The sequence below is a fragment of the Ruegeria sp. TASC047 genome, assembly GCF_059612445.1.
Genome location: NZ_JBXWQP010000027.1, coordinates 53227 through 78644, shown reverse-complemented (window position 1 = coordinate 78644; position 25418 = coordinate 53227). Strand labels below are relative to the sequence as shown.

Below are 25418 nucleotides of genomic sequence, written 5' to 3'. Positions count from 1 at the left end.
ATGACCCGCACCGTTTACGTAAATGGCGAATATCTGTCGGAGACCGAGGCCAAGGTTTCCATTTTTGACCGTGGCTTCCTGTTTGCGGACGCGGTCTACGAAGTCACCAGTGTGCTGGACGGCAAGCTGATCGACTTCGAAGGTCACTCAGTCCGTCTGAAGCGCTCGCTGGACGAGCTGGAGATGGCCGAGCCCTGCACCAAGGATGAACTGTTGGAAATCCACCGTAAGCTGATTGAGCTGAACGGTATCGAGGAAGGTTTGGTCTATCTGCAGGTTTCGCGCGGCAGCGATGGCGACCGGGATTTCGTGTTTCCGTCGGCAGATACCCAGCCCAGCCTCGTTCTGTTCACGCAGAACAAGCCGGGGCTGGCTGACAGTCCGGCGGCAAGGAAAGGCGCCAAGATCATCTCGATCGAAGACATCCGCTGGGGCCGCCGCGACATCAAAACGGTGCAATTGCTCTACCCGTCGATGGGCAAGATGATGGCCAAGAAGGCAGGTTGCGACGACGCATGGCTGGTCGAGGACGGCTATGTGACCGAGGGCACCAGCAACAACGCCTATTTCGTCAAAAACGGCAAGATTGTCACCCGCCCGCTGTCCAACGATATCCTGCACGGCATCACCCGAAAGGCCGTGCTGCGCATGGCGGCTGAGGCGCAGATGGAAATCGAAGAGCGCCTGTTCACCATCGACGAAGCCAAAGAGGCGGACGAAGCATTCACCACCTCGGCCAGTGCCTTTGTAATGCCGGTGGTTGAAATCGACGGAGTTGCGCTGGGTGACGGTACGCCGGGGCCGATTGCAAAACGCTTGCGCGAGATTTATCTGGACGAAAGCCGCAAGGCGGCGATCTAAAGAAAAAGGCCCGCCAATCTGGCGGGCCTATTTCGTATTGGGCCTAGCCCTTTTTCGTTACATTCTCTTCAAACGCGACCTTGAAGGCGGCCTGTTTTTCAGCGCTGGCCTCGGTTTGATAATTGGCTTTCCATTCATCCATGGTCATGCCGTAGAAAAGTTCTCGGGCCTCGTCCTTGCTCATCTCGATCCCCTTTTCATTGGCCGCTTCCTGATACCAGCGTGACAGGCAGTTGCGGCAGAACCCGGCCAGATTCATCATGTCGATGTTCTGCACATCGGTGCGGTCTTCCATCAGGTGCTTTTGCAGCCGACGAAAGGCGGCAGCCTGAAGTTCGATTTCGGTTTGCTTGTCCATCATGTGGCTCCGGAAGGAAGTGTGTATTGCGTCTGACCTAACAATCCTGCCGTGTCGTTACAACAACGGCGCTTGTGGTCAGCGGTATCTACATCAGTTTCAAGGCCAGCCAGGGCACGATGCAAAAGATCAGTGTCAGGATCTTGTAGTTGGCAAGGTATCTGAAATAGGCACGTTTCACGTCGGCGCGATCCATCTGAAACATCCTGCCGTGAATGTCAGCGATCCAGTCCTGCAAAAGCAGTATCATGACAGTGGTGAACAGCAAAACCGCGATATTAAGCGTGGCCATCCAACCGAAAAACGTTGTCAGAAACTCATGTGTCATGACGATCCCCTTTCCCGCATTATATGGGGATCAGAGGCATTGCTCACAATGGCGTGAGGGGTGGAACGTCCCTGCAAACCTTGCGGTCAAAGGTCGCTAGTGTCCAACGCTTCTTGCAGGATTATCGCCAGCCGCTCGGCCCAATGCCGTTGCCCGTCATGGTCGGCGATCAGGTCGTTGCGTAGCTCGATCAATGCATTGGGACGGCCAAAAGCGGTGCAGTGCTTGTCAATCGCATCACCCGACAAAACGCCGGTATAGGGTTCATTGACACCAACGCACAGGTCATCTTCCTGTTGCAGCCGTTCGATCAAAGGACGCGAGAACCGCTCGTCCGGCGTGTGCAGCACACCAATGTGCCACGGACGCGGATCACGTCCGCGCAGCTGACGCGTGAAGGAATGCATCGAAACAATTACCGCATGTGGCAGTGCTGCCATCTCGGACAACGCTGTGTGGTAGGGGCGATAACACATGTTCAGGCGGTGTTCGCGCTCGGCGGCATCGGCATGGCGGTTGCCGGGAATGATCGACCCGTCATACAGTTTCATCAACAACGTGGGGTCATCTTCCCCTCGGTTCGGGTCAATTACGAGGCGCGAGAAATTGGCGGCGATCACCGGCGCGTTCAGAATCTCGCCCAGATGTTTTGATACCTCATACGCACCGACATCATAGGCGATATGGCGCTCCATATCCTCGCGCGGCAGGCCAAGGTCTCCGTCATTGACCTCGGGTGGGACGGTGTTGGTTGCGTGGTCGCATGTGACCAGCCATCGGGACGGGCGATCCGCGCCGTGAACAAAAAACGGTGTGTAAGTCATAAGCCTGTCATCTAGTTTGTCGCAGGTGTAGGGCAGTTGCTTTAAAAAGGGAATTGCGCAATAAGCGCCACAGCAGTGTTTGCGGTAACATTTTGCAAAAGCTGATCTGCGCAACCTGAACCGGCATGAGGAGGTCAAGACCAATGCGACGCCTGAGGAATGTAAAAATCGTGGCGACGCTGGGACCGGCGTCCAGTGACTATGACACCATTCGCGCCCTGCACGAGGCCGGGGCGGATGTGTTCCGTCTGAACATGAGCCACGGCAGCCATGACGAGATACGTGAACGCCACAGGATAATTCGGCAGGTTGAAAAGGATCTGGACAGCCCGATTGCCATTCTGGCTGACCTTCAGGGTCCCAAGCTGCGGGTTGGTGTTTTTGCAAATGATGCGGAGGATCTGGAAGAAGGCGCGGCGTTCCGTCTGGACCTTGATCCAGCTCCCGGCGACACCACCCGCGTGTGCCTGCCGCACCCCGAGATTTTCGCGGCCCTTGAACCGGGCGCGCGCCTTCTGGTCAATGACGGCAAGATCCGTCTGATCGTTCAAGATTGTGGTCAGGACTTTGCCAATTGCACAGTTGAGGTCGGCGGTACGATCTCGAACCGCAAGGGTGTGAACGTCCCGGATGTGGTACTGCCGCTGGCGGCCTTGTCGGAGAAGGACCGTGGTGATCTTGAGTTTGTCTGCCAGTTGGGCGTTGACTGGCTGGCGCTGAGTTTCGTGCAACGCGCCAAGGATGTGTTCGAGGCCAGGGCGCTGGCTGATGGACGCGCTGCGATCCTGTCGAAGATCGAAAAGCCGGCGGCGGTCGAGGCGTTCGACGACATCCTAGATGCGTCGGACGGGATCATGGTGGCGCGGGGGGATCTGGGGGTGGAGCTGCCGGTATCTGCGGTGCCGCCCATTCAGAAGCGGCTGGTCCGCAAGTGTCGTAGTGCCGCCAAGCCGGTCATTGTCGCCACCCAGATGCTGGAAAGCATGATCGAAAGCCCGATGCCCACCCGCGCCGAAGTGTCGGATGTGGCCACCGCGATCTATGAGGGCACGGACGCCATTATGCTCAGCGCGGAATCGGCGGCAGGTGCTTATCCGGTTGAGGCTGTGCAGACCATGAATAAGGTCGCCATCGAGGTCGAGGCCGACCCGACCTATTCCCAGATTATCGCCGCGTCCCGCACGGCAAAAGGAAGCACTGTGGCCGATGCCATCGTCGCGGCTGCCCGCGAGATTGCTGAAAAGACCGATATCAAGGCCATCTGCTGCTTTACGCAAAGCGGAACCACCGCCTCATTGACAGCCCGTGAACGTCCCGGTGTTCCGATCATTGCGATGACATCGCTGATGGGAACTGCGCGCAGGCTTTGCCTGAGCTGGGGCTGCAATTGCGTCATGACGCCCGAACTCCAGCGGTTCAAAAGCGCCGTGGTCAACGCGGCCCGCGCGGCGCGGGCAGGGGGGTTTGCAACCGAAACCGATCAGATCGTGGTTACGGCCGGTGTCCCCTTCAACGTACCGGGCACGACTAACATTCTGCGCGTGGCCCCGTGTGATGAACGGCTGATCTACAGCACGGATCCGGAATAACCGAACCCCGACACTCGGGCCCGAGTGTCGTGTCAGCCAACCGGCTCTTTTACAATCTCCATAACTGTAAAAGAGCTGGTCTGGTGTATGCCCGGCAGCTTGTTGATCTTCTCGCCCAGCACCAGCCGGAAATGCGCAATATCGCGCGTTCGAACGGTCAGAAGATAATCAAACGAGCCCGCCACCATCAGGCAGCTTTCGATTTCCTGAACACTCCGAACGGCTTCATTGAATTTCACAAGGGATTGTTCCGCAGTTGCGACCAAGGATACCTGCACCACGGTCAGCAGTGCCAGCCCCATTCTTTCTTTGTCGACAACGGCTCTGTACCCTTTGATATAGCCATTCTTCTCAAGTCGTTTTACACGCTCGGAACAGGGCGTATTGGTCAGGTTCACGCGCGCCGCCAACTCAACTATCGAGAGCCTGCCATTGGCCTCCAGCTCGTGCAGGATGCGTTGATCGATATTGTCTAAATCTCTGCTAATCAGTAAAATTCCCTGTATTTTTGGCGTAATACGACAAATTACACTGAAATTGGCCCAAAAAAATCTCCAATCCCTAGTGAATATTCCTAATACTTACCAAAGGGCGGTCTTGTTGAAAAGTTCCAAGTTCCGGCCGCCTTGCCGGGGGCGTGGGCCCCGGCCTTAACAACAAAAACGGAGGAACGAAATGACAACAAAGATTGTCATAGGACTCGACGGGACTGAAACCGGCGAGCGTGCGATTGCATTTGCCAAGGATTTGGCAAAGCTGATCGGAACGTGCGATTTGCTGGTCGCTTATGTGATCGAATGGTCACCTTACACATTCCAGACACCTGAAGAAAACGCCCAGCGCCACAAGCGCCGCGAAGAAGAGGTTGATCTGGCAATGTCGCGTGTCGTGATACCTGCTGTAGAGGCCCTCAGGACTGCAGGATTCGAGGCGCAGGGCATTGTGCGCCATGGCGATGTGGCGGAAACGCTGAACGCCATCACGGTCGAAAACGGAGGTTCGCAAATCGTCGTGGGCCGGGCGTCGGCGGACGGGATCAAGAAACGTCTGTTCGGAAGCTCGACGCAATATCTGGTAATGCATGCCGACGTTCCGGTTACGGTCGTGAACTGAGGGGAGGGCTAAAATGAGAACGCTAAAAACACTTGGCGCCGTAACGGCCGCCACCATTGCCGCCAGCCCTGCCCTTGCACAAGAGGCGCCGGGACTGGATGAAAAAATCAATCAGGCCTTTGCAAACCTGACCGGACCGTTTGTCAGCTTCATCTTTGCACCGCTGCCCGGAACCAGCTTTCCGTGGATCGTCATGTGGCTGGTGATTGCTGCATCGGTTTTCACACTGTATTTCGCGCTTGTGCAGTTGCGGTTCTTTGGTCACGCGATCAGCCTTGTCAAAGGTGACTATTCCGATCCCAACGACGCGGGCGAGGTCAGCCACTTTCAGGCTTTGGCCACGGCGTTGTCCGGCACGGTGGGCCTGGGGAATATCGCGGGTGTGGCCGTTGCCATTGGCATCGGTGGGCCGGGTGCAACCTTCTGGATGATCCTTGCGGGCCTTCTGGGCATGGCATCAAAGTTCACCGAATGTACGCTGGGCGTGAAATACCGCAACGAATACGAAGACGGCACTGTTTCTGGTGGCCCGATGTATTACATGTCCAAGGGCTTTGACGAGTTGGGCCTGCCCGGTGGCAAGATCCTGGCGGTGCTGTTCTCGATCTTCTGTATTCTGGGCGCATTGGGCGGCGGGAACATGTTCCAGGCTAACCAGGCGCATCAGCAGATCGCGGGTATCGTTGGCGACTATCCAGGCTGGATTACCGGTATTGTTTTTGCTGCGGTCGTGTTCATGGTCATTGTTGGCGGTCTGAAATCCATTGCACGGGTGACCGAAAAGGTCGTGCCGTTCATGGGTGTGCTGTATGTTGCCACTGCACTGGTCATCATCGCGATGAATGCGGACATGATCGGCTGGGCCTTTGGTCAAATCTTTGCCGGTGCCTTCACGGGGCTGGGCGTTGCAGGGGGCATGGTCGGCGCGCTGATCCAGGGCTTCAAGCGCGCGGCATTCTCGAACGAGGCGGGCGTGGGTTCGGCGGCGATTGCGCACTCGGCGGTTCGGACCAAGGAACCGATCACCGAGGGTTTTGTATCGCTGCTTGAACCGTTCATCGATACCGTCGTGATCTGTACCATGACGGCACTGGTGATCATCATCACGCAACAGCTGATCATCGATCCCGAAACCGGAAACTACATGCTGAACGAGGCGGGTTCCGCCATCGCAACAGTGGATGGCAATTCCGGCGTCAGCCTGACCTCTGCCGCGTTTGGCAGCGCGTTCAGCTGGTTCCCGTACATCCTTGCGATCGCGGTGATCCTGTTTGCCTTCTCGACTATGATCAGCTGGTCCTATTATGGCCTCAAGGCCTGGACCTACCTGTTCGGAGAAGGACACACAAAAGAGCTGATCTTCAAGGTCATCTTCTGCGTCTTCGTGGTGATCGGCGCTGCGGCCAACCTCGGCCCGGTTATCGACTTCTCGGATGCGGCGATCTTTGCGATGGCGGTTGTGAACGTCTTTGCCCTCTACTTCCTGATGAAAGTGGTGCGGCAGGAACTGGCGTCCTACTCCGCAAGGCTGAAAAGCGGTGAAATCCGCAAATTCGAACACTAAATCTAATCACCGGGGCGGCCTGTGTCGCCCCGATGCCTGACCAGCCTGCAAAAAGCGTAGATTCTGGTCCAAACCCCCTTGCCAGTATGACCGAACTTGCGTAAACGGCGCTTCTGATCGCGTGACCGGCCGAGATGGCATGCCGAGTCGCGTCTGAAACCGAACCCGAAAAAGGAGACGGAAATGCCTAAGATGAAGACCAAATCAAGCGCCAAGAAGCGCTTCAAGGTGACTGCGACCGGTAAGGTCCTTGCTGGCCAGGCCGGCAAACGGCACGGCATGATCAAGCGGACCAAAAAATTCATCCGCGATGCCCGTGGCAACACCACCCTGTCCGCCCCCGACGCAAAGATCGTCAAGGGCTACATGCCCTACGACCGCTAAGAGGAGATGTAAGAGATGTCCCGCGTTAAAGGTGGAACCGTAACTCACGCCCGTCACAAGAAGATCATCAAGGCCGCAAAAGGCTATTATGGTCGTCGCAAGAGCAACTTCAAAGTCGCAACTCAGGCCGTCGACAAGGCCAACCAGTACGCGACCCGCGACCGCAAGAACCGCAAGCGCAACTTCCGCGCGCTGTGGATCCAGCGGATCAACGCTGCTGTGCGCAGCCATGACGAAGCTCTGACATATTCCCGCTTCATCAACGGTCTGAACCTGGCCGGTATCGAAGTGGACCGCAAAGTTCTGGCCGACCTGGCCGTGCACGAACCGGAAGCGTTCGGCGCGATCGTCGCCAAAGCTCAGGCTGCTCTGGCTGCCTGAACCTCTGAAAAGAGACAGTGAAAGAAAGGCCGTCCCATTGGGGCGGTCTTTTTTGTTGCAACATGCGGCGCATTCCAAGCGCCTCTTGGATCAGGACATCCACCCCTTCTGCATTGGGATGACGCCCACCAGTTTCAGGCATGGCCGGTTTGATCTAGATCATGTAACAGCCCTCGGATCATATTATATATGATTTTATGAATATAAGTGAGAAGGGTGAAATCATGACACTAAACTGGAAAGTTGGAGGTGTTCTGCTAGGGCTCGTGTTCTTCGGGGCAGTTCTTCTGGTGAAGCCGATCGGTGTTTCGACCCAATTCGTCATCCTTGACGGAATTATCGCGGACACCGTCAATTCAGAATTCGTAACACAGACGGATGACGGTTACAGTTCAACCAACGCATACATGGCGAAATCCAATGGTAAATACGCCAAATACGTATCCAATCCGTTGAATTACGGCTTTGTCTTCGTTTTGGCTATGGCCGCGGGGGCGTTCTTGTCGGTCAAGGCGCGCGGTGGCCTGGAACGCGGCGAGGGCAAGCTGCCCATGATCTGGCGCGAAAACTATGGCGATACGCCCTGGGCCCGAAACCTGGTCGCGCTATTGGGCGGCTTTGTCGTCCTCTATGGCGCCAGGTTGGCAGGAGGGTGCACATCCGGTCACATGATGTCCGGTATGATGCAGACAGCCCTGTCAGGTTACATCTTTGCAGCCGGGGCATTTGCGGCGGCAATTCCCACGGCAATGCTGATCTACCGGAAAGGATAAGGCGATGGAAATCATTCTTGCGATCATCATTGGTGCCGCTTTCGGAGCCGTACTTGACCGGATTGGCGCGGCGAATCCAAATTGGATTGTGGGCATGTTGACACTGCGTCGACTCCACCTGATGAAAACGATCCTCCTGGCAATCGGAACCGGTTCGATCCTCATGTTCGGCGGGCAGATGCTGGGGTTTGTGGATGTCGGCCATATGTCGGTGAAATCGGCCTATGTCGGTGTCTTCATTGGCGGATTGTTACTGGGTGCGGGCTGGGCTGCATCGGGCTACTGTCCGGGAACAGGGGTCTGCGCCGCTGCGTCCGGTCGCCGGGACGCCTTGTTCTTCATCGTCGGCGGTTTGTTAGGGGCAGCGGCCTATATGGTGACATATCCGGCCTGGAAGGCCACGGGCCTGCTCGATGAAATTGCTGGCGGCAAAGTCACCTTGGGAACAGTTCCGGGATCCGCTTACGAAGGTGTTTTGTCACTGTCCGGCGATATCCTCGGTATCGCACTGGGTGCCGTCTTTGTTCTGGTTGCATTAGTTCTTCCGGACAGCCTGATCGCAACTGGCGAAAAGGTTGGTGTCGCGGCTGAATAATCACGGCTGAGCGTACACATTCACGACCGGCATCCCGACAAAAAAAACCGGCGCAACACGCGCCGGTTTCTTTTTTAGCCAATATCGGTGATCTTACCCGAACACACGCCCCAGTGCGCCGTCAACCGCGTCGGTGATCTGGTCAATGTCGTCGGCCGTAGCGATCAGCGCAGGCGAGAAGCACAGCGTGTTGTTGCGACCGGGGATCGAGCGGTTGGTCACGCCGATGATCACGCCCTGCGCCATACAGTCGGCGGTAACGGCCTGCGCCAGCTTCTCGTCCACCGGCTCTTTGGTGCCACGATCCACAACCAGTTCGGCCCCCAGGAACAGGCCCTTGCCGCGCACATCGCCGATGACCTTGTGCTTGTCCATCAGCGCCAGAAGGTTGTTCGTCATGCGCGCGCCCATATCCGTGCAGTTCTGCAACAGGTTTTCATCCTGAATGATGCGCATGTTCTCGATGGCCGCTGCCGGACCAGCGGTGCACCCCCCAAAGGTCGAGATATCGCGGAAATAGTTCATCGGGTCCGCGGCATCGTCTTTGAACAAGTCAAAGACTTCTTCGGTGGTGACCATGCAGGCAATCGCGGCATAACCCGATGCAACGCCCTTGGCCATGGTCACGAAATCGGGTTTGATACCGTATTGCTGGTACCCGAACCACGTGCCGGTGCGGCCCACGCCACAGACAACCTCGTCGATATGCAGCAGCACATCGTATTTCTTGCAGATCTCCTGCACACGCTGCCAGTATCCTTCAGGCGCTTCGATTACACCACCACCCGCTGTTACAGGCTCAAGGCATAGCGCACCTACGGTATCGGGGCCTTCGCGCAGGATGACGGCTTCAATCTGATCTGCGGCCCATTCACCGAAATTCTCTTCGGGTGCGCCATCCAGCTCGTGCTTGCGATATTCCATGCAATGCGGCACGCGCACGAAATCAGGTGCAAAGGGGCCGTATTGCGCCGTGCGCTCGTCCTGACCGCCTGCCGACATGGTCGCCAGCGTCGAGCCGTGATAGTCCCGATCGCGGTACAGGATCTTGGTTTTTTTGCCGCCGTATTTTTTGTGCGCGATCTGGCGCACCATCTTGAACGCCTTCTCGTTCGCCTCGGATCCCGAGTTGGTGTAATAGACCCGGCTCATGCCCGGCATCTTGTCGATCAGTTGCTCGGCAAACAGAGCACCCGGGATCGAACCGGCCGAATTGGCGAAATAGCACAGCTTCATCAGTTGGTCGTAAACCGACTTGCAGATCGATTCGCGGCCATAGCCGACGTTGACGGTCCAGACGCCGCCGGAAACCGCATCCAGGTGCTCTTTGCCTTTCTGGTCCCAGACACGCATGCCCTTGCCCTCGACAATGATGCGTGGGTCATTGGTTTCAAAGGGTTTATGCTGGATCAGATGGTGCCAGATATGGGCGCGGTCGGCCTCGACCACGCGGGAAAGATCGTTTTCGTTGAACGTGCCGTCCATGACATGTCCTTTCAGTGAGGAAGCGGTGCACGGGATATGGAAATGCCTCATCCCGGCATGTGTTTAAGATGCTTCAGATCACCGCGAAAGCCCGGATGTAGATAGGGCCAGATCGTATCATCCCGTATCGCCAGTCAGTTTTGCCGCCGTATTTCTACGGGTTTGTCAGAACGCGAACTTTGTGCTCAATTCGCCCAAACTGCGTTTCGGGAGGACAGCGGATGGCAGCGACACATATCTACGAGCGTCATTTGGACAAATGCCGGGCAAATTACACACCCCTGTCGCCCCTTACGTTCATTGAACGGACGGCGCAGGTCTACCCGGATTATCCATCCGTGGTTTATGGGGATCGCCGGTATTCCTGGGCTGAAACCTATGCCCGTTGCCGGCGTCTGGCGAGTGCGTTGACAGCGCGTGGGATTGGACGGGGCGATACCGTTTCGATAATCGCGGCCAACATCCCGGAAATGTACGAGGCGCATTTTGGCGTGCCCATGACGGGCGCTGTTCTGAACGCAATCAACACGCGGCTGGATGCGCCGATTGTCGCATTCATCCTGAACCATGCCGAAGCCAAGGCGCTGCTGGTCGACCCCGAGTTTTCGGATGTGGTGAAAGATGCGCTGCAACAAGTCGATCATGACATTCTGGTCATCGATATCGAAGACCCCACCTTCGACGGCGGTGAAAAGCTGGGCCGCCTGACCTATGATGCCCTGCTGGCCGAAGGCGACCCAGCGTTTGACTGGTCACTGCCAGCGGACGAATGGGACGCGATCACATTGAATTATACCTCGGGCACCACGGGCAACCCCAAGGGCGTGGTTTACCACCATCGCGGCGCGACTCTGAACGCACAGTCGGATTTGCTGGACTGGGATATGCCCAAGCATTCGGTCTATCTGTGGACCCTGCCGATGTTCCACTGCAACGGCTGGTGCTTCCCGTGGGCCATGGCAGCCAATGCAGGTGTTTCCGTTTGCTTGCGTGCGGTGCGGGCCGAACCGATCTATGCTGCTTTCCGGGACGAGAAAGTGACCCATTTCTGCGGTGCGCCGATCGTTCTGAACATGCTGGCCCACGCTCCGGATGAGTTGAAGGACTTTGACCACCAGATCAAGGTGATGACGGCAGGTGCCCCGCCGCCTGCGGCCGTGATCGAAGCGATGGAGGCGATGGGTGTCGAGGTCACGCATGTCTATGGCCTGACCGAAACCTATGGGCCTTCGGTTGTCTGCGCATGGAAAGAAGAATGGAACAGCAAAGGGCCTGAAGACCGCGCGGCCCTCAAGGTGCGGCAAGGGGTGCGCTATACCGCGTTGTCCGGACTGATGGTGGCCGACCCGGAAACGCTGGAACCGGTTCCGGCTGATGGCGAAACCATGGGTGAGATATTCATGCAGGGCAACGTGGTGATGAAAGGATACCTCAAGAATCCCGACGCTACCGACAAGGCCTTTCACGGTGGCTGGTTCGCGTCCGGTGATCTGGGTGTCATGCACCCCGATGGCTATATCGCGCTCAAGGACCGTTCAAAGGACATCATCATCTCGGGCGGCGAAAATATCTCATCTGTCGAGGTCGAAGGTATCCTCTACAAGCATCCGGCGGTGATGGAGGCTGCAGTGGTGGCCCGTCCCGATGAGAAATGGGGCGAAACGCCCTGCGCCTTTGTCGAGTTGAAACCCGGCGCAGCCGCAACCGAGGCAGAGCTTATCGCCTTCTGTCGCGACCGGATGGCCCATTTCAAGGCACCCAAAACGGTGGTGTTCGGCACCCTGCCCAAGACATCAACCGGCAAGGTGCAGAAATTCGTTCTGCGGGATCAGGCACGGGCGCTGGGTTAAAGGTTGTCGAATATCGACAGGTCCAACGCCAGCATCTCACCCATCCAGATCGCGCGGTCGCGGTGATCCTCCAGATGTTCACCGGTTTCCGGGTGCGTGAAGACCGTCAGACCCTGCCGGTTCAGCATCAGCCATGGGATGACCTGATCGAACGCCCCAGCGGCAAAGCCCAGCTGGCAGCTCCAGCGCGGATGGGGGCCGACGTTTCGGGCGTGCATCCGGCCCATTTGAACAGGGAACAGGCGGGCCGCCTCTTCACAGACCTGCTGCGCGGTGTTCTGCGTGTCGGCATCGAAATAGATATGGGCGTGATAACCGGTGATCTCGGGCATAGAAACCTCATCTGCTTTGTTGGCTCAAAGCTAAGGCTCAAAACGACAAAAACCTAGCTGCACATGCAAACAGGGTCTGTGCAGGTTTAGTGCGGCGCATGTGCGTCGGGATGCGCCGTGACAAAGGCGGGGTGATCGGCGCAGGCCTCTTCAACCCGCAGCAGGCGGGGCATATCCGACAGATCAACCTGCCACCGGCGTGCGTTATAAATCTGCGGGATCAGGCAGAGGTCGGCGAGACCGGGCTTTGACCCAACACAATAGGGGGTCTGTTCGAAATCCCCCAACATGGTTTCGAACGCCTGCAACCCGGGTTTGATGAAATGCAGCATCCAGTCGCCGGGCATGTCGGGGGCGTTATGGCTCAGGGTGGTGGCATAGCGCGCAACGGAAAGGTTGCAGACCGGATGGATGTCGACCGCAATCGCATAAGCCAGCGCCTGAACACGCGCGCGTTCCGCCGGATCATCAGGCAGAAGGTTCAACTGCCGGGTCCGGTCCAGATAGTCGAGGATGGCAAGCGATTGCGTCAGCCGTAGCCCGTCAATATCCAGAACCGGCACAAAGCCCTGTGGGTTTCGCGCGATATGTTCATCGCCCTTTTGTGCGCCGCCCACCAGATCGACAACAACCGGGCGATACGCGATCCCGGCCAGATTCAGGGCGATCCGCACCCGGTAACTGGCCGAGGATCGCCAATAGTCATAAAGGACGACCTCGCTCACGCCCGGGCCTGTCAACTGTCAGTCAAGGCGGCAGCGCGAAGGGCGTCCGTCAGCACCGTACTGTCACCGATGTGATTGGCCAACACCAGTACCAGCCGCGCATTCAGCGCGTCGCTGTCTGCTTTTTCCAGGCCTTCATGCGCGGCCAGAAGTTCGGCATAGAAGTCATCGGCGTTTTTGATGTTCGGGGTTAGGATCAGGTCTGACATGGGGCTTACTCCTTACCGCAGGCTCTGCGGATCGCGTGCCGGAAGGTGTTTTCTTCGTAACTGTCACGCCGGGCGGCCACATGCTGGTCCGGGCGGATCAGGTAGACTGCGCTGGTCGCGTCGCCCAGATAGCGGCGTTTGAGGGCCAGCGTCATATCATCCTTGACCGACAGCGCCAGTCGCGTGACCTTGATCCCATCTTCTTCCAGGGTATCAGGGGCGTCTGCATCGATGGTCAAAAGCGTGAACTTGCCTGCAAGCTTGGGCAGCAGAAACTCGTCACCAAGCGGAGCGTCGGGACAGGCCGAACCCGGGCGCGTTCCGGCCGGGCCGTTCAGCGCGTCCGCGGAATTCAGCGAGGATCCGTCATAGGTGCAGGGCTGGCTCAGGCGGCCCGAATTCACCAACGGGCGCGCGAAGTCATAATGTTCGCTCAGGTCCAGAACCGCATCGCGCAGGATCCGCGACATTTCGGATTTTGGGGTGATGAAATCGGTCGACCGGCTGGAATTCAGGATGTTCTCGTCGGCCCCGTACACGCGTTCTGTGTTGTAGCTGTCCAGCAGAGTTTCAGGCGCTTTCCCATCCAGAACCAGCTTCAGTTTCCAGCACAGGTTATCGGTGTCCTGAAGGCCGGAATTGGCCCCACGCGCGCCAAAGGGGCTGACCTGATGCGCGCTGTCGCCCGCAAACAGGACACGTCCCTTGCGGAAGCTTTCCATGCGACGGCACTGGAACGTATAGATCGAGACCCATTCCAGCTGAAACTCGACATCATCGCCCAGCATCGCCTTGAGGCGGGGGATCACGTTCTCGGGGCGCTTTTCGCGTTCCTTGTCGATGTCCCAACCCAGTTGCAGGTCGATGCGCCACACATTGTCGGGCTGTTTGTGCAGCAAGGCGGATTGCCCGCGATTGAACGGCGGATCGAACCAGAACCAGCGTTCAGACGGAAAATCCGCATCCATGATCACGTCTGCAATCAGGAAGTTGTCTTCAAATATCCGTCCTTCGAAATCAATGCCCAACATCCGCCGGGCAGGGGATGTCGCGCCATCACAGGCAATCAGCCAATCGGCTTCGATTGTGTAAGGTCCTTCAGGCGTCTCGACTTCCAGCCGCACGTGATCGTCATGCGTGCCAATCGCCTCGACCTTGTTGCGTCCGCGTATCTCAATCGGTGCGCCTTCTGCCTGCAACTCGCGGACCCGTTCAACGAAATAGTTCTCAAAATGGTATTGCTGAAGGTTGATGAAGGCAGGGTTGGCATAACCTTCATCCGGTTGCAGGTTGAAGTCATAGACCTGCCGATCATCGAAGAAGACCTTGCCCCGGTCCCACAGGACGCCCTTGTCGACCAGTCGGCGCCCGCATCCCAGCCGGTCGGCAATTTCCAGCGTGCGTTGCGAGAAACAGATGGCGCGGCTGCCGAAACTGACCTTGTCATTCTCGTCCAGAACCACGACGTCAACCCCTTGCTGCGCCAGATCAATCGCGGCGGCCAGACCAACCGGGCCCGCGCCGATCACGATAACCTTGCGCCGAACTGGCGTCGGGCTGTCCTGATCGGGGCTGCGTTCATAGCCGTAAAGCGGAGTTTCAAAGATCTTGTTCATGGGCTTCCCCCCAAGCAGATGGGCCAAAGTGCTGCATGTCCTGTGCCCCGGCAACATGTGCCGAAGCCTTTGGCATATGGTTTCATTGAATCCCGCCGCCTAAAACGATCTGGATCAAACTGGGTCGTTTTTCCTTACCCCTGCAGGGCCTCCCACATCTCAAGATCGCGCTGGGCGGTCCAGATGCGGGGTGTGTCGATGCCACGGGCTTCGTCGTAGGCGCGGGCGACGTTGAACGGCAGGCAGTGTTCGTAGATCGCGTAACTGGCGAATTTCGGGTCACATTCGGCACGGACTGCATCCCAGGCCTCTTTCAGGCTGCCACCGCGCGCCGCAACCCTGGCTGCCGGGCGGTAGGTGCTTTCGACGAAATCGCGAGTGTTTTCGATGGCGGCATTGACCATGTCCTTGCCAACCAGCGCATCGCCGCGTCCCGGTGCGATGGCGTCGACATCGAACCACTTGATCTCGTCCAGCGTGTCGCCCCAGTCGTTGAAATGCCCGTCACCGCAATAGCAGGCCGAGTGATATTCGACGATGTCGCCGGTGAACATCACGTTCTGGTCTGGCACGTGGATGACGATATCACCGGCGGTATGGGCGCGCCCCAGATGCATCAGGTCGATCCGGCGATTGCCCAGATAAACGGTCATCGTGTCGCTGAATGTGGTGGTGGGCCAGGTCAGGCCAGGAATGCTTTCATGCCCTTCGAACAGGCGCGGGAAGCGCTGGAATTCGCTGTCCCAGTCTTCCTGACCGCGTTCCACCACCATGGCGCGGGCCATGTCGGACATCAGGATCTGTTGCGCGCCAAAAGCGCTGGCACCCAAAACCCGCACTGCGTGGTAATGGGTCAGCGCCACATGGGTGATCGGCTTGTCGGTCACAGACCGCACGCATTCGATCACCTTGTTGGCCAGGCGCGGGGTCGCCTGCGCCTCGACGATCATCACGCTGTCATCGCCGATGATCACGCCCGAGTTCGGGTCACCCTCGGCGGTGAAAGCATAGAGCCCTTCGCCCACTTCGGTGAAGCTGATCTTCTTCTCGCTCATGTCGCCTTGCGACGCGAATGCTTTGGCCATCTTGGTTTTGTCCTTTTGCGGTTGCGCGGAAGGCAGAGGTTGGATGCCTCCGGCGGGAGTATTTGGAAAAAGATGAAGCTCAGTGCGTCATCGCTCGAATGGGGAAATGACTGCAGGCAGAACGGTGCCGGTACAGTCGCCGAACCCGATAGTATAGCCGTCGCCCTTGGCAGCGCCGGTCAGGGTCATCGTGTCGCCGTCTTCGATGAAGCTTCGGGTTTCACCTGTGTCCAGCGTCAGCGGCTCTTTCCCGCCCCAGCTGAGTTCCAGAAGTGATCCGCGTTCGGGCTTGGTTGGGCCGGATATGGTGCCTGACCCCAGCAGGTCGCCCGTGTTCATCGGGCATCCCGATGTGGTGTGGTGGGCCAGTTGTTGCGCGGCGGAATAGTACATCTGGTTGTAGTTGGTTCGCGCGATGGTCGTGGCGTCTTTGCCTTCGGGTGCCATGGAGACGGCCAAATCGATGTCATACAGCATCGGGCCGCAATCCTTGAGGTGGTCCAGCAGCGCGAACTCGCGGGCTGGCGTGTCACAGCGGAACGGCTCGAGTGCAGCCTTGGTCACGATCCAGGGGCTGATCGAGGTTGCGGTTGCCTTGGCCTGAAACGGGCCCAGCGGTTGGTATTCCCAGGCTTGTATATCACGTGCCGACCAGTCGTTCAGCAGAACGTAGCCGAAGATATGGTCGTCAGCTTCCTGCACGGTTATCGGGCCATCCGAGGGGGTGCCCACGATGGCGCCCATCTCCAACTCGATATCAAAGCGGCGGCAGGGCAGGAAGGCGGGCAGATCCTGATCGGGGGATTTCAGCTGTCCCCACGGGCGGCGGATATCCGTGCCGGACACCACGACCGAGGACGCCCGTCCGTTATAGCCAATCGGAATGTGCAACCAGTTCGGCGGCAGCGCGTTTTCCGGGCCACGGAACATGGTGCCCACGTTGAAGGCATGGTTTCGCCCGGCGTAGAAATCGGTGTATTCGCTGACCGCGAAGGGCAAGTGCATCTGGGCTTCGGCCTGCGGTACAAGCAGCGGTTCGATCTTGCTTTGCTCGTCCGAGCCCTCGGCCAGAAGGCTGATCAGCCGCTCACGCAGGGCCGCCCAGACGGCGGGGCCTTCCTCCATCAAAGGGTTCCAGAACGGCAGATCGAACAGCGGCTCATCGCTTAGGGTGATTAACCCCTCGGCTTCGGCGGCGGTAACGTCGAGGATCATGTCACCGATGGCCACGCCGCAGCGCGGATCATCGCCTTCGGCCGAGAAGACACCGTAAGGCAGGTTGTTCAGTGGAAACGGATGCGCCGCGTCATTGGCCGAGGCCACCCAGGATTTCATCAAAGGCATATTTTGCCCCTATTTTGTTATATTTGGTACGTGGTTCGAAACGATCATACCCGCGAAAAGACAGGCGCCAAAGCCCACAGCGGGCGCGGTTGCATCATGTCGACTGCCAGGGCCCTGTCTTTGTTTTCCGGTTGCAGGCGTACTGTCGCCGCAACCGGAATGGATATGTTCATCGCCATCAAGATGGGTGCCGTCTGGGGAACCCGGTCTGAGGGTCATTTCTTGCCCGGTGTGCCGTCGAACTTCTTCTCAAGCGATGTCCAGCAGTCGATATAGTCGTCCTGCAGCGGTGCCTCATTGGCGGCAAACGGTGTCAGGTGCTGGGGGAACCGGGTTTCGAACATGAACGACATCGTCTGGTCCAGCTTTTCCGGCCCCAGATTGGAATAGGACGCCTTGTCAAAGGCTTCCCTGTCGGGGCCATGCGGGATCATCATGTTGTGCAGGCTGGTGCCACCGGGAACGAAGCCCTGCGGTTTCGCATCGTATTGACCGTAGATGTTGCCCATCAGTTCCGACATGATGTTCTTGTGATACCAGGGCGGGCGGAACGTATCCTCCATCACCATCCAGCGTTCGCGGAACAGGACAAAGTCGATATTTGCGGTGCCGGGCTGGCCAGAGGGTGCCGTCAGAACGGTAAAGATCGACGGGTCGGGATGGTCAAACAGGATCGCGCCAACCGGGCAATAGTTGCGCAGATCGTATTTGTAGGGTGCATAATTGCCGTGCCACGCCACCACATCCAACGGGCTGTGTCCGATTTTAGTGGTATGAAACTGGCCGCACCATTTGATCGTCACGGTCGACGGGGTTTCACGATCCTCATAGGCAGCGACCGGAGCTTTGAAATCGCGCGGGTTGGCCATGCAGTTGGCCCCGATCGGACCGCGACCCGGCAGTTCGAATTTCTGGCCGTAATTCTCGCACACAAAGCCGCGTGCCGGGCCTTCCAGAACTTCAACCCGGTAGAGCAGTCCACGCGGGATGATCGCGATTTCCTTGGGCTCGAGGTCAATGATTCCCAGTTCAGTCGCAAAGCGCAGGCGTCCTTCCTGTGGCACCACCAGCAACTCGGAATCGGCCGAGAAGAAATAGTCGTCGACCATGGATTCGGTGACCAGATAGATATGGCAGGCCATGCCAACCTGGGTGTTCACGTCCCCCGCCGTCGTCATGGTCCGCATCCCGGTCATCCAGTTCAGACCTTCGTCGGAATGCGGCACCGGATCCCAACGATACTGGCCCAGGCTGATCACATCCGGGTCGATGCAGGGAGCCGATTTCCAATAGGGCAAGTCGATTTTTTCGTAACGGTGCGAATGCTTTACTGACGGGCGAATACGATAGCACCAGGTGCGTTCAGGCGGGTTGGCGGTAAAGGCCGTGCCGCTCAGCTGTTCACCGTAAAGCCCGTAGTTGCACCTTTGCGGGCTGTTCATCCCCTGCGGCAGCGCATCGGGCAGCGCCTCGGTTTCAAAGTCGTTGCCAAAGCCGGGCATGTAACCGGCATGGGTACCAACAGGCGTTGCTGCTTGCGTCAATGAATGCGGATCCGTCGGACGGTTCATTACGTATTCCTCCGTTTGCTGCTTGTCGGTTAATAGTTGATTTTGTAACTAACAAGCATGGCACACGACGAATCTGAAAAAAATGATGACTTTTTCCTGCAGAATTTTCTGCCGTTCCTGTTGAACCAGGCGGCCGAGCGCGCCTCGTTGGAATTTCAGGCTGTCTACAAGGGACGGTATGGAATGCTCAGAACCGAATGGCGGGTGCTGTTCCATCTGGGGCTGTTTGGCGAAATGACCGCCAAGGAAATTGGTGAACGAGCCAGAATGCACAAGACCAAGATCAGCCGTGCAGTCTCCAAGCTCGAGGAGCGCCGGTACCTGAAACGCACACGGGATGAGGCTGATCGTCGGGCGGAATGGCTGACACTGACACCCGCCGGGCAAGCCGTGTATCGTGACTTGTACGGGGTGGCTGCAAACTATGACGCCAGGCTGTCGGGCCTGTTCAGCGAAAAAGAGGCCGCCTTGCTGCGCCAGATGTTACGACGGTTGGCTGGCGTCGATTGACCACTGGTAATTGGCGCCTGCCGCCCCCAGATGTGTGTCATGCTTGATACGGAATTTGAAATGACGTCATTTGAACCTGCCAAGGTATCCACACACACCCTGATCGACTGGTTGGTCCAAAAGGGGCTTGAGGGTGCCGGGCAGGAAGAGTTGCTGGAAGGGTTCTGCACCAGTCTGCTCGATATGGGGATTCCGCTAATGCGGTTTCATGCGGCGCAGTCGACCTTGCACCCGGTTTATGGCGGAACCGGATATAGCTGGTACAAAAGCACCGGCGGTGAATCCGAGAAGTTTGAAAACACAGATACGCCCAGCCCGATGTGGCAACAAAGCCCGCTCTATGCCTTGCTGAACGAGGATCTGGATGAAATCCGGGTCAAACTGGTCGACCATAATGAACCCAGCCGATTTCCGTTGTTGAACGACCTGAGAGAGGTTGGGGCGACTGATTATTATGCCACCGGCATCTCGTATGAGGGGTCAGGGAAGATGCGCCCCGACGGTACCAAAAAAGTCAGTGATGGCGTCCTGATGTCATGGACCAGCGATGCGCCGTCCGGGTTTGATGACAGCGATCTCAGGCACATTCACGCGGTATTGCCGCATCTGGGGCTGGCGCTCAAATCCGCCAAGAACCAGAACCTGACCGAGGACCTGATGCGGGTCTATCTGGGTCGTGATGCCGGGCGCCGCGTCCTGTCAGGTGAGATTCGCCGCGGATCATTGCAGCAGATCGATGCGGTGATCTGGAATTTCGATCTGGAAGGGTTCACCAACCTGTCAGAAGACCTGCCGGGTCACGAGATCATCGACATGCTCAATGATTACCTGGCCGTGGCCGTGGGCGTTGTGCACGATAAGGGCGGAAATATCCTGAAATTCATGGGCGATGGGCTGATGGCCATGTTCGATGTCGGCGAAATCGACGAGGACGCCCGTGCCGCGCTCAGCGCAGTGCCCTTGCTGCAAGCCCGTATGGATGAATTGAACGCCAGACGTCAGGCGCAGGGGCTGCCGGTTGCGAATTACACGCTGGCCCTGCATTCCGGCGAAATCCTGTATGGCAATATCGGCTCCGAAACACGGCTGGATTTCACGGTGATCGGCCCCGCCGTCAATCAGGCCGCCCGCATCGCGGGAATGCACCGGTCGCTGGGTCAGCGAATCCTGATCTCGGACGACGTCGCGGTCGCGGCACGCCCCTGCGCACAAGACCTCATCTCGGTCGGGCGCTATATGCTGCGCGGGGTGAACGAACCCAAAGAGCTGTTCACGGTATACAGTCCCGGCGGGCCATCAGTTACCGGGTGAAACCGAGGCTGTTCCGTTCAGCGGTTCCGAAACTGAAAGTCGTGAAGGAGCATCTTTGTTTCGCTGGGTACGAGCGGCTGGTTGGAGCGGATGTTCGAGGGCAGTGAGGGTTTGAACTAGCAGTTGGGTTGAGCCCATTGCTGACAATGCGGTTTTTGGCAGGGTAATCAGGGAAACCTACATATTGACCTGATCCGGCATCCTGTATTTGCATTGAGCTCGGATTGGAGTGCGGCCTTTGAAAAACAACTACATACTAATCGACTTTGAAAATGTTCAACCCAAGAACCTGGAACTCCTCCGGGGACATGTTTGCACATTGATTGTTTTCGTAGGAGCCAATCAAAAAAGCATACCCTATGACTTTGCACAAGCACTGCAAAGCTTGGGAGAAAATGCTGTTTATCAGAAGATAGCAGGGAATGGTTCGAACGCCTTGGACTTTCATATCGCGTTCTACTTAGGAGAACTCTCTGCCAAAGACGCCAATGCGTGTTTTCATGTTATTTCTCGTGACAAAGGCTTCGACCCACTGATTGCACATCTGCGACAAAGGAAGCTCCCCGCTTTCCGTCATGCAGACCTATCCGAGATCCCATTCGTCAAAATCTCGAATGCAAGCTCGCTGGATCAAAAAATTGATGCGATTGTTGACAGCTTGAAGTCTAGAGGAACTTCACGTCCTAGGAAGATCAAAACCCTTAAGGGAACGATGAACGCCCTTTTTCTAAAGACCTTGGAGCAGAAAGAGCTGGAAAGGCTGGTTGATGAGTTGAAAAGACGTGGTCACGTAGTCTTTTCGGATCAATCAGTCAGTTATGGCCCCGACATTACCCAGCACTGACTGGTTTAGGGGCCGAGAATTTCGCGTTTTGAATGGCCCATTTGCCCCGCAGACCGGCTTCCAATACAACTAATCAGAAATCGACTTCGACACCTGGCAGGTTCAGCTCTCGCATCATGTCGCGCAGTTCCTGCCGTGCTGCGATGTTCGAGATGTTCAGCTGTTTGACGCCAATATCCTTGAGGTCCAGCAGGGTCAGGCCGCGCGGAAACAGTTCGCGAAAGATCACCCGTTCGGAAAAGCCCGAAGCGACGCGGAAGCCGATACGCTGCGACAGCATTTCGATCGCGCGCTGCATCTTTTCCTTGTTGACCATGCGCTGGGTACCGACGCGGTTGCGCACAACGACCCAGTCGATGGGCTTCAGCCCGGCCTGCGCCCGCAATTGCCGGGCGTTCCAGACCATCTCGGAATAGACGGACGGGCCAAGGATTTTCTCACCCTTTGAATCAATCCGTGCCAGCAAGTCAAAATCGATGAAACTGTCGTTCAAAGGGGTGATCAGCGTGTCGGCCAGCGAATGGGCCACCTGGCTCAGGCGGGTATGAGAGCCGGGGCAGTCGATCAGGATAAAGTCGCTGTCGCTTTCCAGTTGCGACACGGCAGCAGACAGGCGGTGGTCATAGATGTTTTCGCCCGGTTTCAACGTGCTGGCATCGATTTCGGGCAGGTCGTGATGGCGTGGGCCGGGCAGCCTCAGGCCCGAACTTTTCAGAAAGTTGTTCCGGTTCTCGAAATACCGTCCAAGGCTGCGTTGCCGCAGGTCCAGATCCAGAGTGCTGACCTTGTGCCCCAGTCGGGCCAATGCGGTTGCCACATGCATCGACACGGTCGATTTGCCAGCGCCGCCTTTTTCGTTCCCGACCACAATGATATGTGCCATGCTTGTATTCCCAAGTCTTGCCGTGTTTGACTACACGTTGTTAGGACCCACTATATGTTGTGTCGCTTGCGATGAAAAGAACCTCAAGCGGCGCTTTTGGGCATTATCGGACTCTATTTTGGAAAACACAGCGCCGTGCGCGGGTTACGCGAAGGCGCCTGTCAGGTGATCTGCCATGATCTGCCATCTGATCACGGTTTTGGCAGCGAAATCGCCGCGTCAGTGCCTGTTTCCGAACGCATACACCAACCGCTGCCTGCAAAGATCCGCGTCGGAATCAATCGCGCCTTTTGCCTGATTCATACACTCACAGATCGCCCGCCCAAAGGGTCCTTTCGCGGTGGCGCCGATTGGGCCGGATCGTGAAAACTATGCGGGGGGCGGAAAATTTGGTTAAATACCAAACAGATTCACACCGAATAGCCTCGCAGGCTTTGTACGGGTCCTCTTCGGTTTATCTTCAAGGCAGGTGAAAGGGGCATAGGCATGCCGGACACTGCTGCGGACAGTTCAGGCGGTTCACACGTTGTTCTTGCAATGACGGCCATTTGCATGATGGTCGTTGGCTTCAACACCACCGCTGTTGCGACCATCCTTCCATATCTGAAGGCCGAGTTCGATCTGACGCCCTCGGGTCTGCAATGGGTGATGGCGATCTACACAGTGGCCAGCGCGACCCTTGTGACGATTGTAAGTCGGCTTGGGGATATCACGGGCAAGATGGGTGTCTTTTTCTTCGGCATGATTGTGTTCGCATGCGGTTCAGCTTCGGTGCTGTTTTCACAGAATGCAGCGATGCTGCTGATTGGGCGTGGCGCGCAGGGGGCAGGGGCTGCGGCCCTGTTCGGCACTTCATTATCCCTGCTGACCGCCGCAACGCCCGAGGAACGACGGGCCAGCGTGACCGGTGTGTGGGGCGCAATCGTGGGCCTTGCGATAGGCGTCGGGCCCATAGTCGGAGGAAGCTTTGCCAACTTCCTAAGCTGGCGCGGGGTATTCGCCACGGACCTTGTGCTGCTTGCCATTGCGTTTGTGATCGGCCTGCAGGTCAGCAGGAAAAACTATGTCCCGGATACGCGCCTTCGGGGTGCGAAATTCGATACCGCAGGGGCGATTGCCATTGTCTTGCTGCTGGGTCCATTGTCATTCGCACTCAGCAACGGTGAAGCACGCGGATGGGACAATGCCCTGACCATTGTTCCTTTGGGGGTCGCCGCTTTGGCGGCTGTCGGTCTGGTTTATACCTCGCGGCGCAGCGACGATCCGCTGGTCGAGTTCCGCTATTTCCGGCACCCGCGCTACCTTATGGCGGCAACGGGGATGTTCTTTGTGGGATTTGCGTTGTTTTGTTTCTTTATCTATTTCAACGTGTTCGTCCAATCCCCGGACGCGTTCGGCTATTCACCGGTTGAGGCAGGCGTCGCGATACTGCCGCTAAGCCTGAGCATGTTTGTCATTTCCGTCACCGCTCCGCGCCTGCTTGCGCCATACAGTTTTCAATGGCCGGTGACCGTCGCAATGGGATTGATGGCCTGCGGCTTCCTGCTTTTGACAACAACCTCGAACTTCGACAGCTATGCTGAAATCTGGTGGAAGCTGATCATTGTGGGGGTTGGCATCGGCATTTGTTTTTCGTTGCTGCCCCGACTTGGGCTTCGGTTGCTGCCCGACGAACATGTCGGACAGGGGTCCGGGGTGATCAACGCATTCCTGTATTTCGGGGCAACGATGGGATCGGTTGTTGGCGGTCTGGCCGCGTCCCTGACCATCCGCTCCGGCCTGTCCGAAGTCATCGCGGCGCTACCCGATGGGTCGGCACAGCGCGGCGACCTTGCGCGCGCTCTGACGCATGGCAGGGCAACACAGGTGGAACAGTTGATTGCCGGACTTGACCCGTCAACAGGCTCAACACTGGCCAAAGCATTGCGTGACCTGCAGGATAATGCACTTGATGCGGCGATGCTCATGGCTGCTATCGCGGCCTGTATAGGGCTTGTGATCGCGCTGCTCCTGCTGCGCGGTCCGGTTCCGCCATTGCACGATGCGGCCGAACTCACGAAACCCAAGGATCAGAAACCGGGGAAAGCAGGGGCCTAAAACGAAAGAAGGCCGCCCGCTGGCGACCTTCCTTTAAAAGACTGTGGCAAAGGTTTAGAAACCCAGGCCTTCGTATTTCTTCTTGAACTTCGACACGCGGCCGCCAGCGTCCAGCAGGCGCGACGAACCACCGGTCCATGCAGGGTGAACCGAAGGGTCGATTTCCAGTGCCAGCTGGTCGCCTTCGCTGCCCCAGGTTGATTTCATCTGAACGACGGTGCCATCGGTCATCTTGACGTCGATGACGTGATAATCGGGATGGATGTCTTTTTTCATCTTTCCGCTCCTTACGCTTCGGCGCCAGCTTTGGGCTTGTAGTTGGTGACCTCTGCGATACGTGCGGATTTACCGCGACGCGAGCGCAGATAGTACAGTTTGGCGCGGCGAACGCGACCACGGCGGACAACAGTGATGCTGTCGATATTGGTCGAATACAGCGGGAACACACGCTCCACGCCTTCGCCAAACGAGATTTTGCGAACGGTGAACGAACCGGCAACGCCGCTGCCGTTGTTGCGCGCGATGCAGACGCCTTCGTAGTTCTGCACACGGGTGCGCGACCCTTCGGTCACCTTATAGCCGACACGAATAGTGTCACCGGCTTTGAAATCGGGGATGTCTTTCCCCAGGGCGGCAATCTGTTCCGCCTCAAGCTGTGCGATCAGGTCCATCGCAGTTTCTCCTATCTGCTCGTGGTTGGTCCACGAAGTTGGGCACGGCCTGAGAGCTCTTGGTCTTCACCGGGTCCTGCGTACAGCCCGCCAGAGGTCAGATCGAATGTTCCTT

28 protein-coding genes are annotated in these 25418 nt (G+C 57.5%); 13 read left to right on the top strand and 15 right to left on the bottom strand.

Translation table 11 applies throughout. The features are described from left to right. Positions 1-861 (top strand): D-amino-acid transaminase, encoded by an 861-nt coding sequence (locus AC2FLO_RS06470; RefSeq protein WP_480586515.1) that lies wholly within the window; start codon positions 1-3, stop codon positions 859-861. A 43-nt stretch (positions 862-904) separates the two neighbouring features. Here AC2FLO_RS06470 and AC2FLO_RS06465 read toward each other — a convergent pair whose 3' ends face one another. The 3 genes from AC2FLO_RS06465 to AC2FLO_RS06455 all read right to left on the bottom strand — a co-directional run bounded on the left by AC2FLO_RS06465 (position 905) and on the right by AC2FLO_RS06455 (position 2371). Continuing rightward, positions 905-1219, bottom strand: a complete 315-nt coding sequence (locus AC2FLO_RS06465) for a DUF1244 domain-containing protein (RefSeq protein ID WP_496753803.1) — start codon at positions 1217-1219, stop codon at positions 905-907. Between the two features lie 88 nt (positions 1220-1307). Further along, positions 1308-1547, bottom strand: a complete 240-nt coding sequence (locus AC2FLO_RS06460) for a DUF6868 family protein (protein WP_480586512.1) — start codon at positions 1545-1547, stop codon at positions 1308-1310. A gap of 86 nt (positions 1548-1633) precedes the next feature. After that, positions 1634-2371 (bottom strand): N-formylglutamate amidohydrolase, encoded by a 738-nt coding sequence (locus AC2FLO_RS06455; protein ID WP_496753805.1) that lies wholly within the window; start codon positions 2369-2371, stop codon positions 1634-1636. A 143-nt stretch (positions 2372-2514) separates the two neighbouring features. Here AC2FLO_RS06455 and pyk point away from each other — a divergent pair, with 143 nt between their 5' ends. Next, on the top strand, positions 2515-3960 hold the full coding sequence (gene pyk, locus AC2FLO_RS06450) for a pyruvate kinase (RefSeq protein ID WP_496753807.1): 1446 nt from the start codon (positions 2515-2517) through the stop codon (positions 3958-3960). A gap of 32 nt (positions 3961-3992) precedes the next feature. On the opposite strand, the gene AC2FLO_RS06445 is transcribed toward pyk, so the two are convergent. Next, the gene (locus tag AC2FLO_RS06445) at positions 3993-4427 is read right to left on the bottom strand and encodes an Lrp/AsnC ligand binding domain-containing protein (RefSeq protein ID WP_480483856.1); all 435 of its coding nucleotides are present in this window, start codon (positions 4425-4427) and stop codon (positions 3993-3995) included. A gap of 208 nt (positions 4428-4635) precedes the next feature. On the opposite strand from AC2FLO_RS06445, the gene AC2FLO_RS06440 reads away from it, so the two are divergent. The 6 genes from AC2FLO_RS06440 (at position 4636) to AC2FLO_RS06415 (ending at position 8770) form a co-directional block, all read left to right on the top strand. Continuing rightward, the gene (locus AC2FLO_RS06440; RefSeq protein ID WP_496753809.1) at positions 4636-5073 is read left to right on the top strand and encodes a universal stress protein; all 438 of its coding nucleotides are present in this window, start codon (positions 4636-4638) and stop codon (positions 5071-5073) included. Positions 5074-5086: 13 nt separating this feature from the next. Next, on the top strand, positions 5087-6637 hold the full coding sequence (locus AC2FLO_RS06435) for an alanine/glycine:cation symporter family protein (protein WP_480487220.1): 1551 nt from the start codon (positions 5087-5089) through the stop codon (positions 6635-6637). A gap of 183 nt (positions 6638-6820) precedes the next feature. Continuing rightward, positions 6821-7021, top strand: a complete 201-nt coding sequence (rpmI, locus tag AC2FLO_RS06430; RefSeq protein WP_010443552.1) for a 50S ribosomal protein L35 — start codon at positions 6821-6823, stop codon at positions 7019-7021. A gap of 15 nt (positions 7022-7036) precedes the next feature. Further along, positions 7037-7402, top strand: coding sequence for a 50S ribosomal protein L20 (rplT, locus tag AC2FLO_RS06425; protein ID WP_039523695.1), 366 nt, complete (start codon positions 7037-7039; stop codon positions 7400-7402). A 224-nt stretch (positions 7403-7626) separates the two neighbouring features. Continuing rightward, the gene (locus tag AC2FLO_RS06420; RefSeq protein WP_496811652.1) at positions 7627-8175 is read left to right on the top strand and encodes a YeeE/YedE thiosulfate transporter family protein; all 549 of its coding nucleotides are present in this window, start codon (positions 7627-7629) and stop codon (positions 8173-8175) included. 4 nt (positions 8176-8179) lie between these two features. Further along, a complete protein-coding gene (locus AC2FLO_RS06415; RefSeq protein ID WP_496753811.1) occupies positions 8180-8770 on the top strand; it encodes a YeeE/YedE thiosulfate transporter family protein in 591 nt (196 codons plus the stop codon). 93 nt (positions 8771-8863) lie between these two features. Here the strand turns inward: AC2FLO_RS06415 and AC2FLO_RS06410 are convergent, their stop codons facing one another. Further along, complete coding sequence (locus AC2FLO_RS06410; protein ID WP_496753813.1) at positions 8864-10255, bottom strand: aminotransferase family protein; 1392 nt, start codon at positions 10253-10255, stop codon at positions 8864-8866. Between the two features lie 221 nt (positions 10256-10476). Between AC2FLO_RS06410 and AC2FLO_RS06405 the strand changes: the two genes are divergently transcribed. Then, positions 10477-12105, top strand: a complete 1629-nt coding sequence (locus AC2FLO_RS06405) for an acyl-CoA synthetase (protein WP_496753815.1) — start codon at positions 10477-10479, stop codon at positions 12103-12105. Here AC2FLO_RS06405 and AC2FLO_RS06400 read toward each other — a convergent pair. The 7 genes from AC2FLO_RS06400 to hmgA form a co-directional block, all read right to left on the bottom strand. Continuing rightward, positions 12102-12437: a DOPA 4,5-dioxygenase family protein gene (locus tag AC2FLO_RS06400; RefSeq protein ID WP_496753816.1), complete on the bottom strand. Its 336-nt coding sequence runs from the start codon at positions 12435-12437 to the stop codon at positions 12102-12104. The genes AC2FLO_RS06405 and AC2FLO_RS06400 overlap by 4 nt on opposite strands. An 86-nt stretch (positions 12438-12523) precedes the next feature. Continuing rightward, positions 12524-13162, bottom strand: a complete 639-nt coding sequence (gene maiA, locus AC2FLO_RS06395; protein ID WP_496753818.1) for a maleylacetoacetate isomerase — start codon at positions 13160-13162, stop codon at positions 12524-12526. Positions 13163-13173: 11 nt separating this feature from the next. Further along, positions 13174-13371, bottom strand: a complete 198-nt coding sequence (locus AC2FLO_RS06390) for a DUF2783 domain-containing protein (protein ID WP_209506076.1) — start codon at positions 13369-13371, stop codon at positions 13174-13176. A 5-nt stretch (positions 13372-13376) separates the two neighbouring features. Continuing rightward, positions 13377-14987, bottom strand: a complete 1611-nt coding sequence (locus AC2FLO_RS06385) for an FAD-dependent oxidoreductase (RefSeq protein WP_496753820.1) — start codon at positions 14985-14987, stop codon at positions 13377-13379. 134 nt (positions 14988-15121) lie between these two features. Continuing rightward, on the bottom strand, positions 15122-16072 hold the full coding sequence (locus AC2FLO_RS06380; RefSeq protein WP_267365050.1) for an MBL fold metallo-hydrolase: 951 nt from the start codon (positions 16070-16072) through the stop codon (positions 15122-15124). An 87-nt stretch (positions 16073-16159) separates the two neighbouring features. Then, positions 16160-17416, bottom strand: a complete 1257-nt coding sequence (gene fahA, locus AC2FLO_RS06375) for a fumarylacetoacetase (protein WP_496753822.1) — start codon at positions 17414-17416, stop codon at positions 16160-16162. A 215-nt stretch (positions 17417-17631) separates the two neighbouring features. After that, positions 17632-18987 carry a homogentisate 1,2-dioxygenase gene (gene hmgA / locus AC2FLO_RS06370; RefSeq protein ID WP_267365046.1) on the bottom strand — a complete coding sequence of 452 codons (1356 nt, stop codon included), beginning with the start codon at positions 18985-18987 and terminating at the stop codon, positions 17632-17634. A 57-nt stretch (positions 18988-19044) separates the two neighbouring features. On the opposite strand from hmgA, the gene AC2FLO_RS06365 reads away from it, so the two are divergent. The 3 genes from AC2FLO_RS06365 to AC2FLO_RS06355 all read left to right on the top strand — a co-directional run bounded on the left by AC2FLO_RS06365 (position 19045) and on the right by AC2FLO_RS06355 (position 21652). Beyond that, the gene (locus tag AC2FLO_RS06365; protein ID WP_480586488.1) at positions 19045-19497 is read left to right on the top strand and encodes a MarR family winged helix-turn-helix transcriptional regulator; all 453 of its coding nucleotides are present in this window, start codon (positions 19045-19047) and stop codon (positions 19495-19497) included. A gap of 60 nt (positions 19498-19557) precedes the next feature. Continuing rightward, on the top strand, positions 19558-20808 hold the full coding sequence (locus tag AC2FLO_RS06360; protein ID WP_496753823.1) for an adenylate/guanylate cyclase domain-containing protein: 1251 nt from the start codon (positions 19558-19560) through the stop codon (positions 20806-20808). Positions 20809-21046: 238 nt separating this feature from the next. After that, on the top strand, positions 21047-21652 hold the full coding sequence (locus AC2FLO_RS06355; protein ID WP_496806822.1) for a PIN domain-containing protein: 606 nt from the start codon (positions 21047-21049) through the stop codon (positions 21650-21652). Positions 21653-21725: 73 nt separating this feature from the next. Here AC2FLO_RS06355 and AC2FLO_RS06350 read toward each other — a convergent pair whose 3' ends face one another. Then, complete coding sequence (locus tag AC2FLO_RS06350; protein ID WP_496753827.1) at positions 21726-22535, bottom strand: division plane positioning ATPase MipZ; 810 nt, start codon at positions 22533-22535, stop codon at positions 21726-21728. A gap of 486 nt (positions 22536-23021) precedes the next feature. Between AC2FLO_RS06350 and AC2FLO_RS06345 the strand changes: the two genes are divergently transcribed. After that, positions 23022-24632 carry an MFS transporter gene (locus AC2FLO_RS06345; RefSeq protein ID WP_496753831.1) on the top strand — a complete coding sequence of 537 codons (1611 nt, stop codon included), beginning with the start codon at positions 23022-23024 and terminating at the stop codon, positions 24630-24632. A gap of 54 nt (positions 24633-24686) precedes the next feature. Here the strand turns inward: AC2FLO_RS06345 and rpmE are convergent, their stop codons facing one another. Then, entirely contained in the window at positions 24687-24908 is a 222-nt protein-coding gene (gene rpmE, locus AC2FLO_RS06340; protein WP_267366773.1) for a 50S ribosomal protein L31, read from the bottom strand. Between the two features lie 11 nt (positions 24909-24919). Beyond that, positions 24920-25303: a 50S ribosomal protein L19 gene (gene rplS / locus AC2FLO_RS06335; protein ID WP_496753832.1), complete on the bottom strand. Its 384-nt coding sequence runs from the start codon at positions 25301-25303 to the stop codon at positions 24920-24922. Between the last annotated feature and the right edge of the window lie 115 nt (positions 25304-25418).

Excerpts from the sequence above, each read along its gene's own strand:
- fahA (WP_496753822.1), bottom strand. The coding sequence starts at position 17,416 with ATGCCTTTGATGAAATCCTGGGTGGCCTCGGCCAATGACGCGGCGCAT.
- pyk (WP_496753807.1), top strand. The coding sequence starts at position 2,515 with ATGCGACGCCTGAGGAATGTAAAAATCGTGGCGACGCTGGGACCGGCG.
- rpmI (WP_010443552.1), top strand. The coding sequence starts at position 6,821 with ATGCCTAAGATGAAGACCAAATCAAGCGCCAAGAAGCGCTTCAAGGTG.
- AC2FLO_RS06360 (WP_496753823.1), top strand. The coding sequence starts at position 19,558 with ATGACGTCATTTGAACCTGCCAAGGTATCCACACACACCCTGATCGAC.
- AC2FLO_RS06350 (WP_496753827.1), bottom strand. The coding sequence starts at position 22,535 with ATGGCACATATCATTGTGGTCGGGAACGAAAAAGGCGGCGCTGGCAAA.
- AC2FLO_RS06440 (WP_496753809.1), top strand. The coding sequence starts at position 4,636 with ATGACAACAAAGATTGTCATAGGACTCGACGGGACTGAAACCGGCGAG.
- AC2FLO_RS06455 (WP_496753805.1), bottom strand. The coding sequence starts at position 2,371 with ATGACTTACACACCGTTTTTTGTTCACGGCGCGGATCGCCCGTCCCGA.
- rplT (WP_039523695.1), top strand. The coding sequence starts at position 7,037 with ATGTCCCGCGTTAAAGGTGGAACCGTAACTCACGCCCGTCACAAGAAG.
- AC2FLO_RS06385 (WP_496753820.1), bottom strand. The coding sequence starts at position 14,987 with ATGAACAAGATCTTTGAAACTCCGCTTTACGGCTATGAACGCAGCCCC.
- AC2FLO_RS06405 (WP_496753815.1), top strand. The coding sequence starts at position 10,477 with ATGGCAGCGACACATATCTACGAGCGTCATTTGGACAAATGCCGGGCA.
- AC2FLO_RS06410 (WP_496753813.1), bottom strand. The coding sequence starts at position 10,255 with ATGGACGGCACGTTCAACGAAAACGATCTTTCCCGCGTGGTCGAGGCC.
- AC2FLO_RS06400 (WP_496753816.1), bottom strand. The coding sequence starts at position 12,437 with ATGCCCGAGATCACCGGTTATCACGCCCATATCTATTTCGATGCCGAC.
- rplS (WP_496753832.1), bottom strand. The coding sequence starts at position 25,303 with ATGGACCTGATCGCACAGCTTGAGGCGGAACAGATTGCCGCCCTGGGG.
- AC2FLO_RS06465 (WP_496753803.1), bottom strand. The coding sequence starts at position 1,219 with ATGGACAAGCAAACCGAAATCGAACTTCAGGCTGCCGCCTTTCGTCGG.
- AC2FLO_RS06345 (WP_496753831.1), top strand. The coding sequence starts at position 23,022 with ATGCCGGACACTGCTGCGGACAGTTCAGGCGGTTCACACGTTGTTCTT.
- AC2FLO_RS06380 (WP_267365050.1), bottom strand. The coding sequence starts at position 16,072 with ATGGCCAAAGCATTCGCGTCGCAAGGCGACATGAGCGAGAAGAAGATC.
- AC2FLO_RS06420 (WP_496811652.1), top strand. The coding sequence starts at position 7,627 with ATGACACTAAACTGGAAAGTTGGAGGTGTTCTGCTAGGGCTCGTGTTC.
- AC2FLO_RS06435 (WP_480487220.1), top strand. The coding sequence starts at position 5,087 with ATGAGAACGCTAAAAACACTTGGCGCCGTAACGGCCGCCACCATTGCC.
- AC2FLO_RS06390 (WP_209506076.1), bottom strand. The coding sequence starts at position 13,371 with ATGTCAGACCTGATCCTAACCCCGAACATCAAAAACGCCGATGACTTC.
- AC2FLO_RS06365 (WP_480586488.1), top strand. The coding sequence starts at position 19,045 with ATGGCACACGACGAATCTGAAAAAAATGATGACTTTTTCCTGCAGAAT.
- hmgA (WP_267365046.1), bottom strand. The coding sequence starts at position 18,987 with ATGAACCGTCCGACGGATCCGCATTCATTGACGCAAGCAGCAACGCCT.
- rpmE (WP_267366773.1), bottom strand. The coding sequence starts at position 24,908 with ATGAAAAAAGACATCCATCCCGATTATCACGTCATCGACGTCAAGATG.
- AC2FLO_RS06470 (WP_480586515.1), top strand. The coding sequence starts at position 1 with ATGACCCGCACCGTTTACGTAAATGGCGAATATCTGTCGGAGACCGAG.
- AC2FLO_RS06415 (WP_496753811.1), top strand. The coding sequence starts at position 8,180 with ATGGAAATCATTCTTGCGATCATCATTGGTGCCGCTTTCGGAGCCGTA.
- AC2FLO_RS06460 (WP_480586512.1), bottom strand. The coding sequence starts at position 1,547 with ATGACACATGAGTTTCTGACAACGTTTTTCGGTTGGATGGCCACGCTT.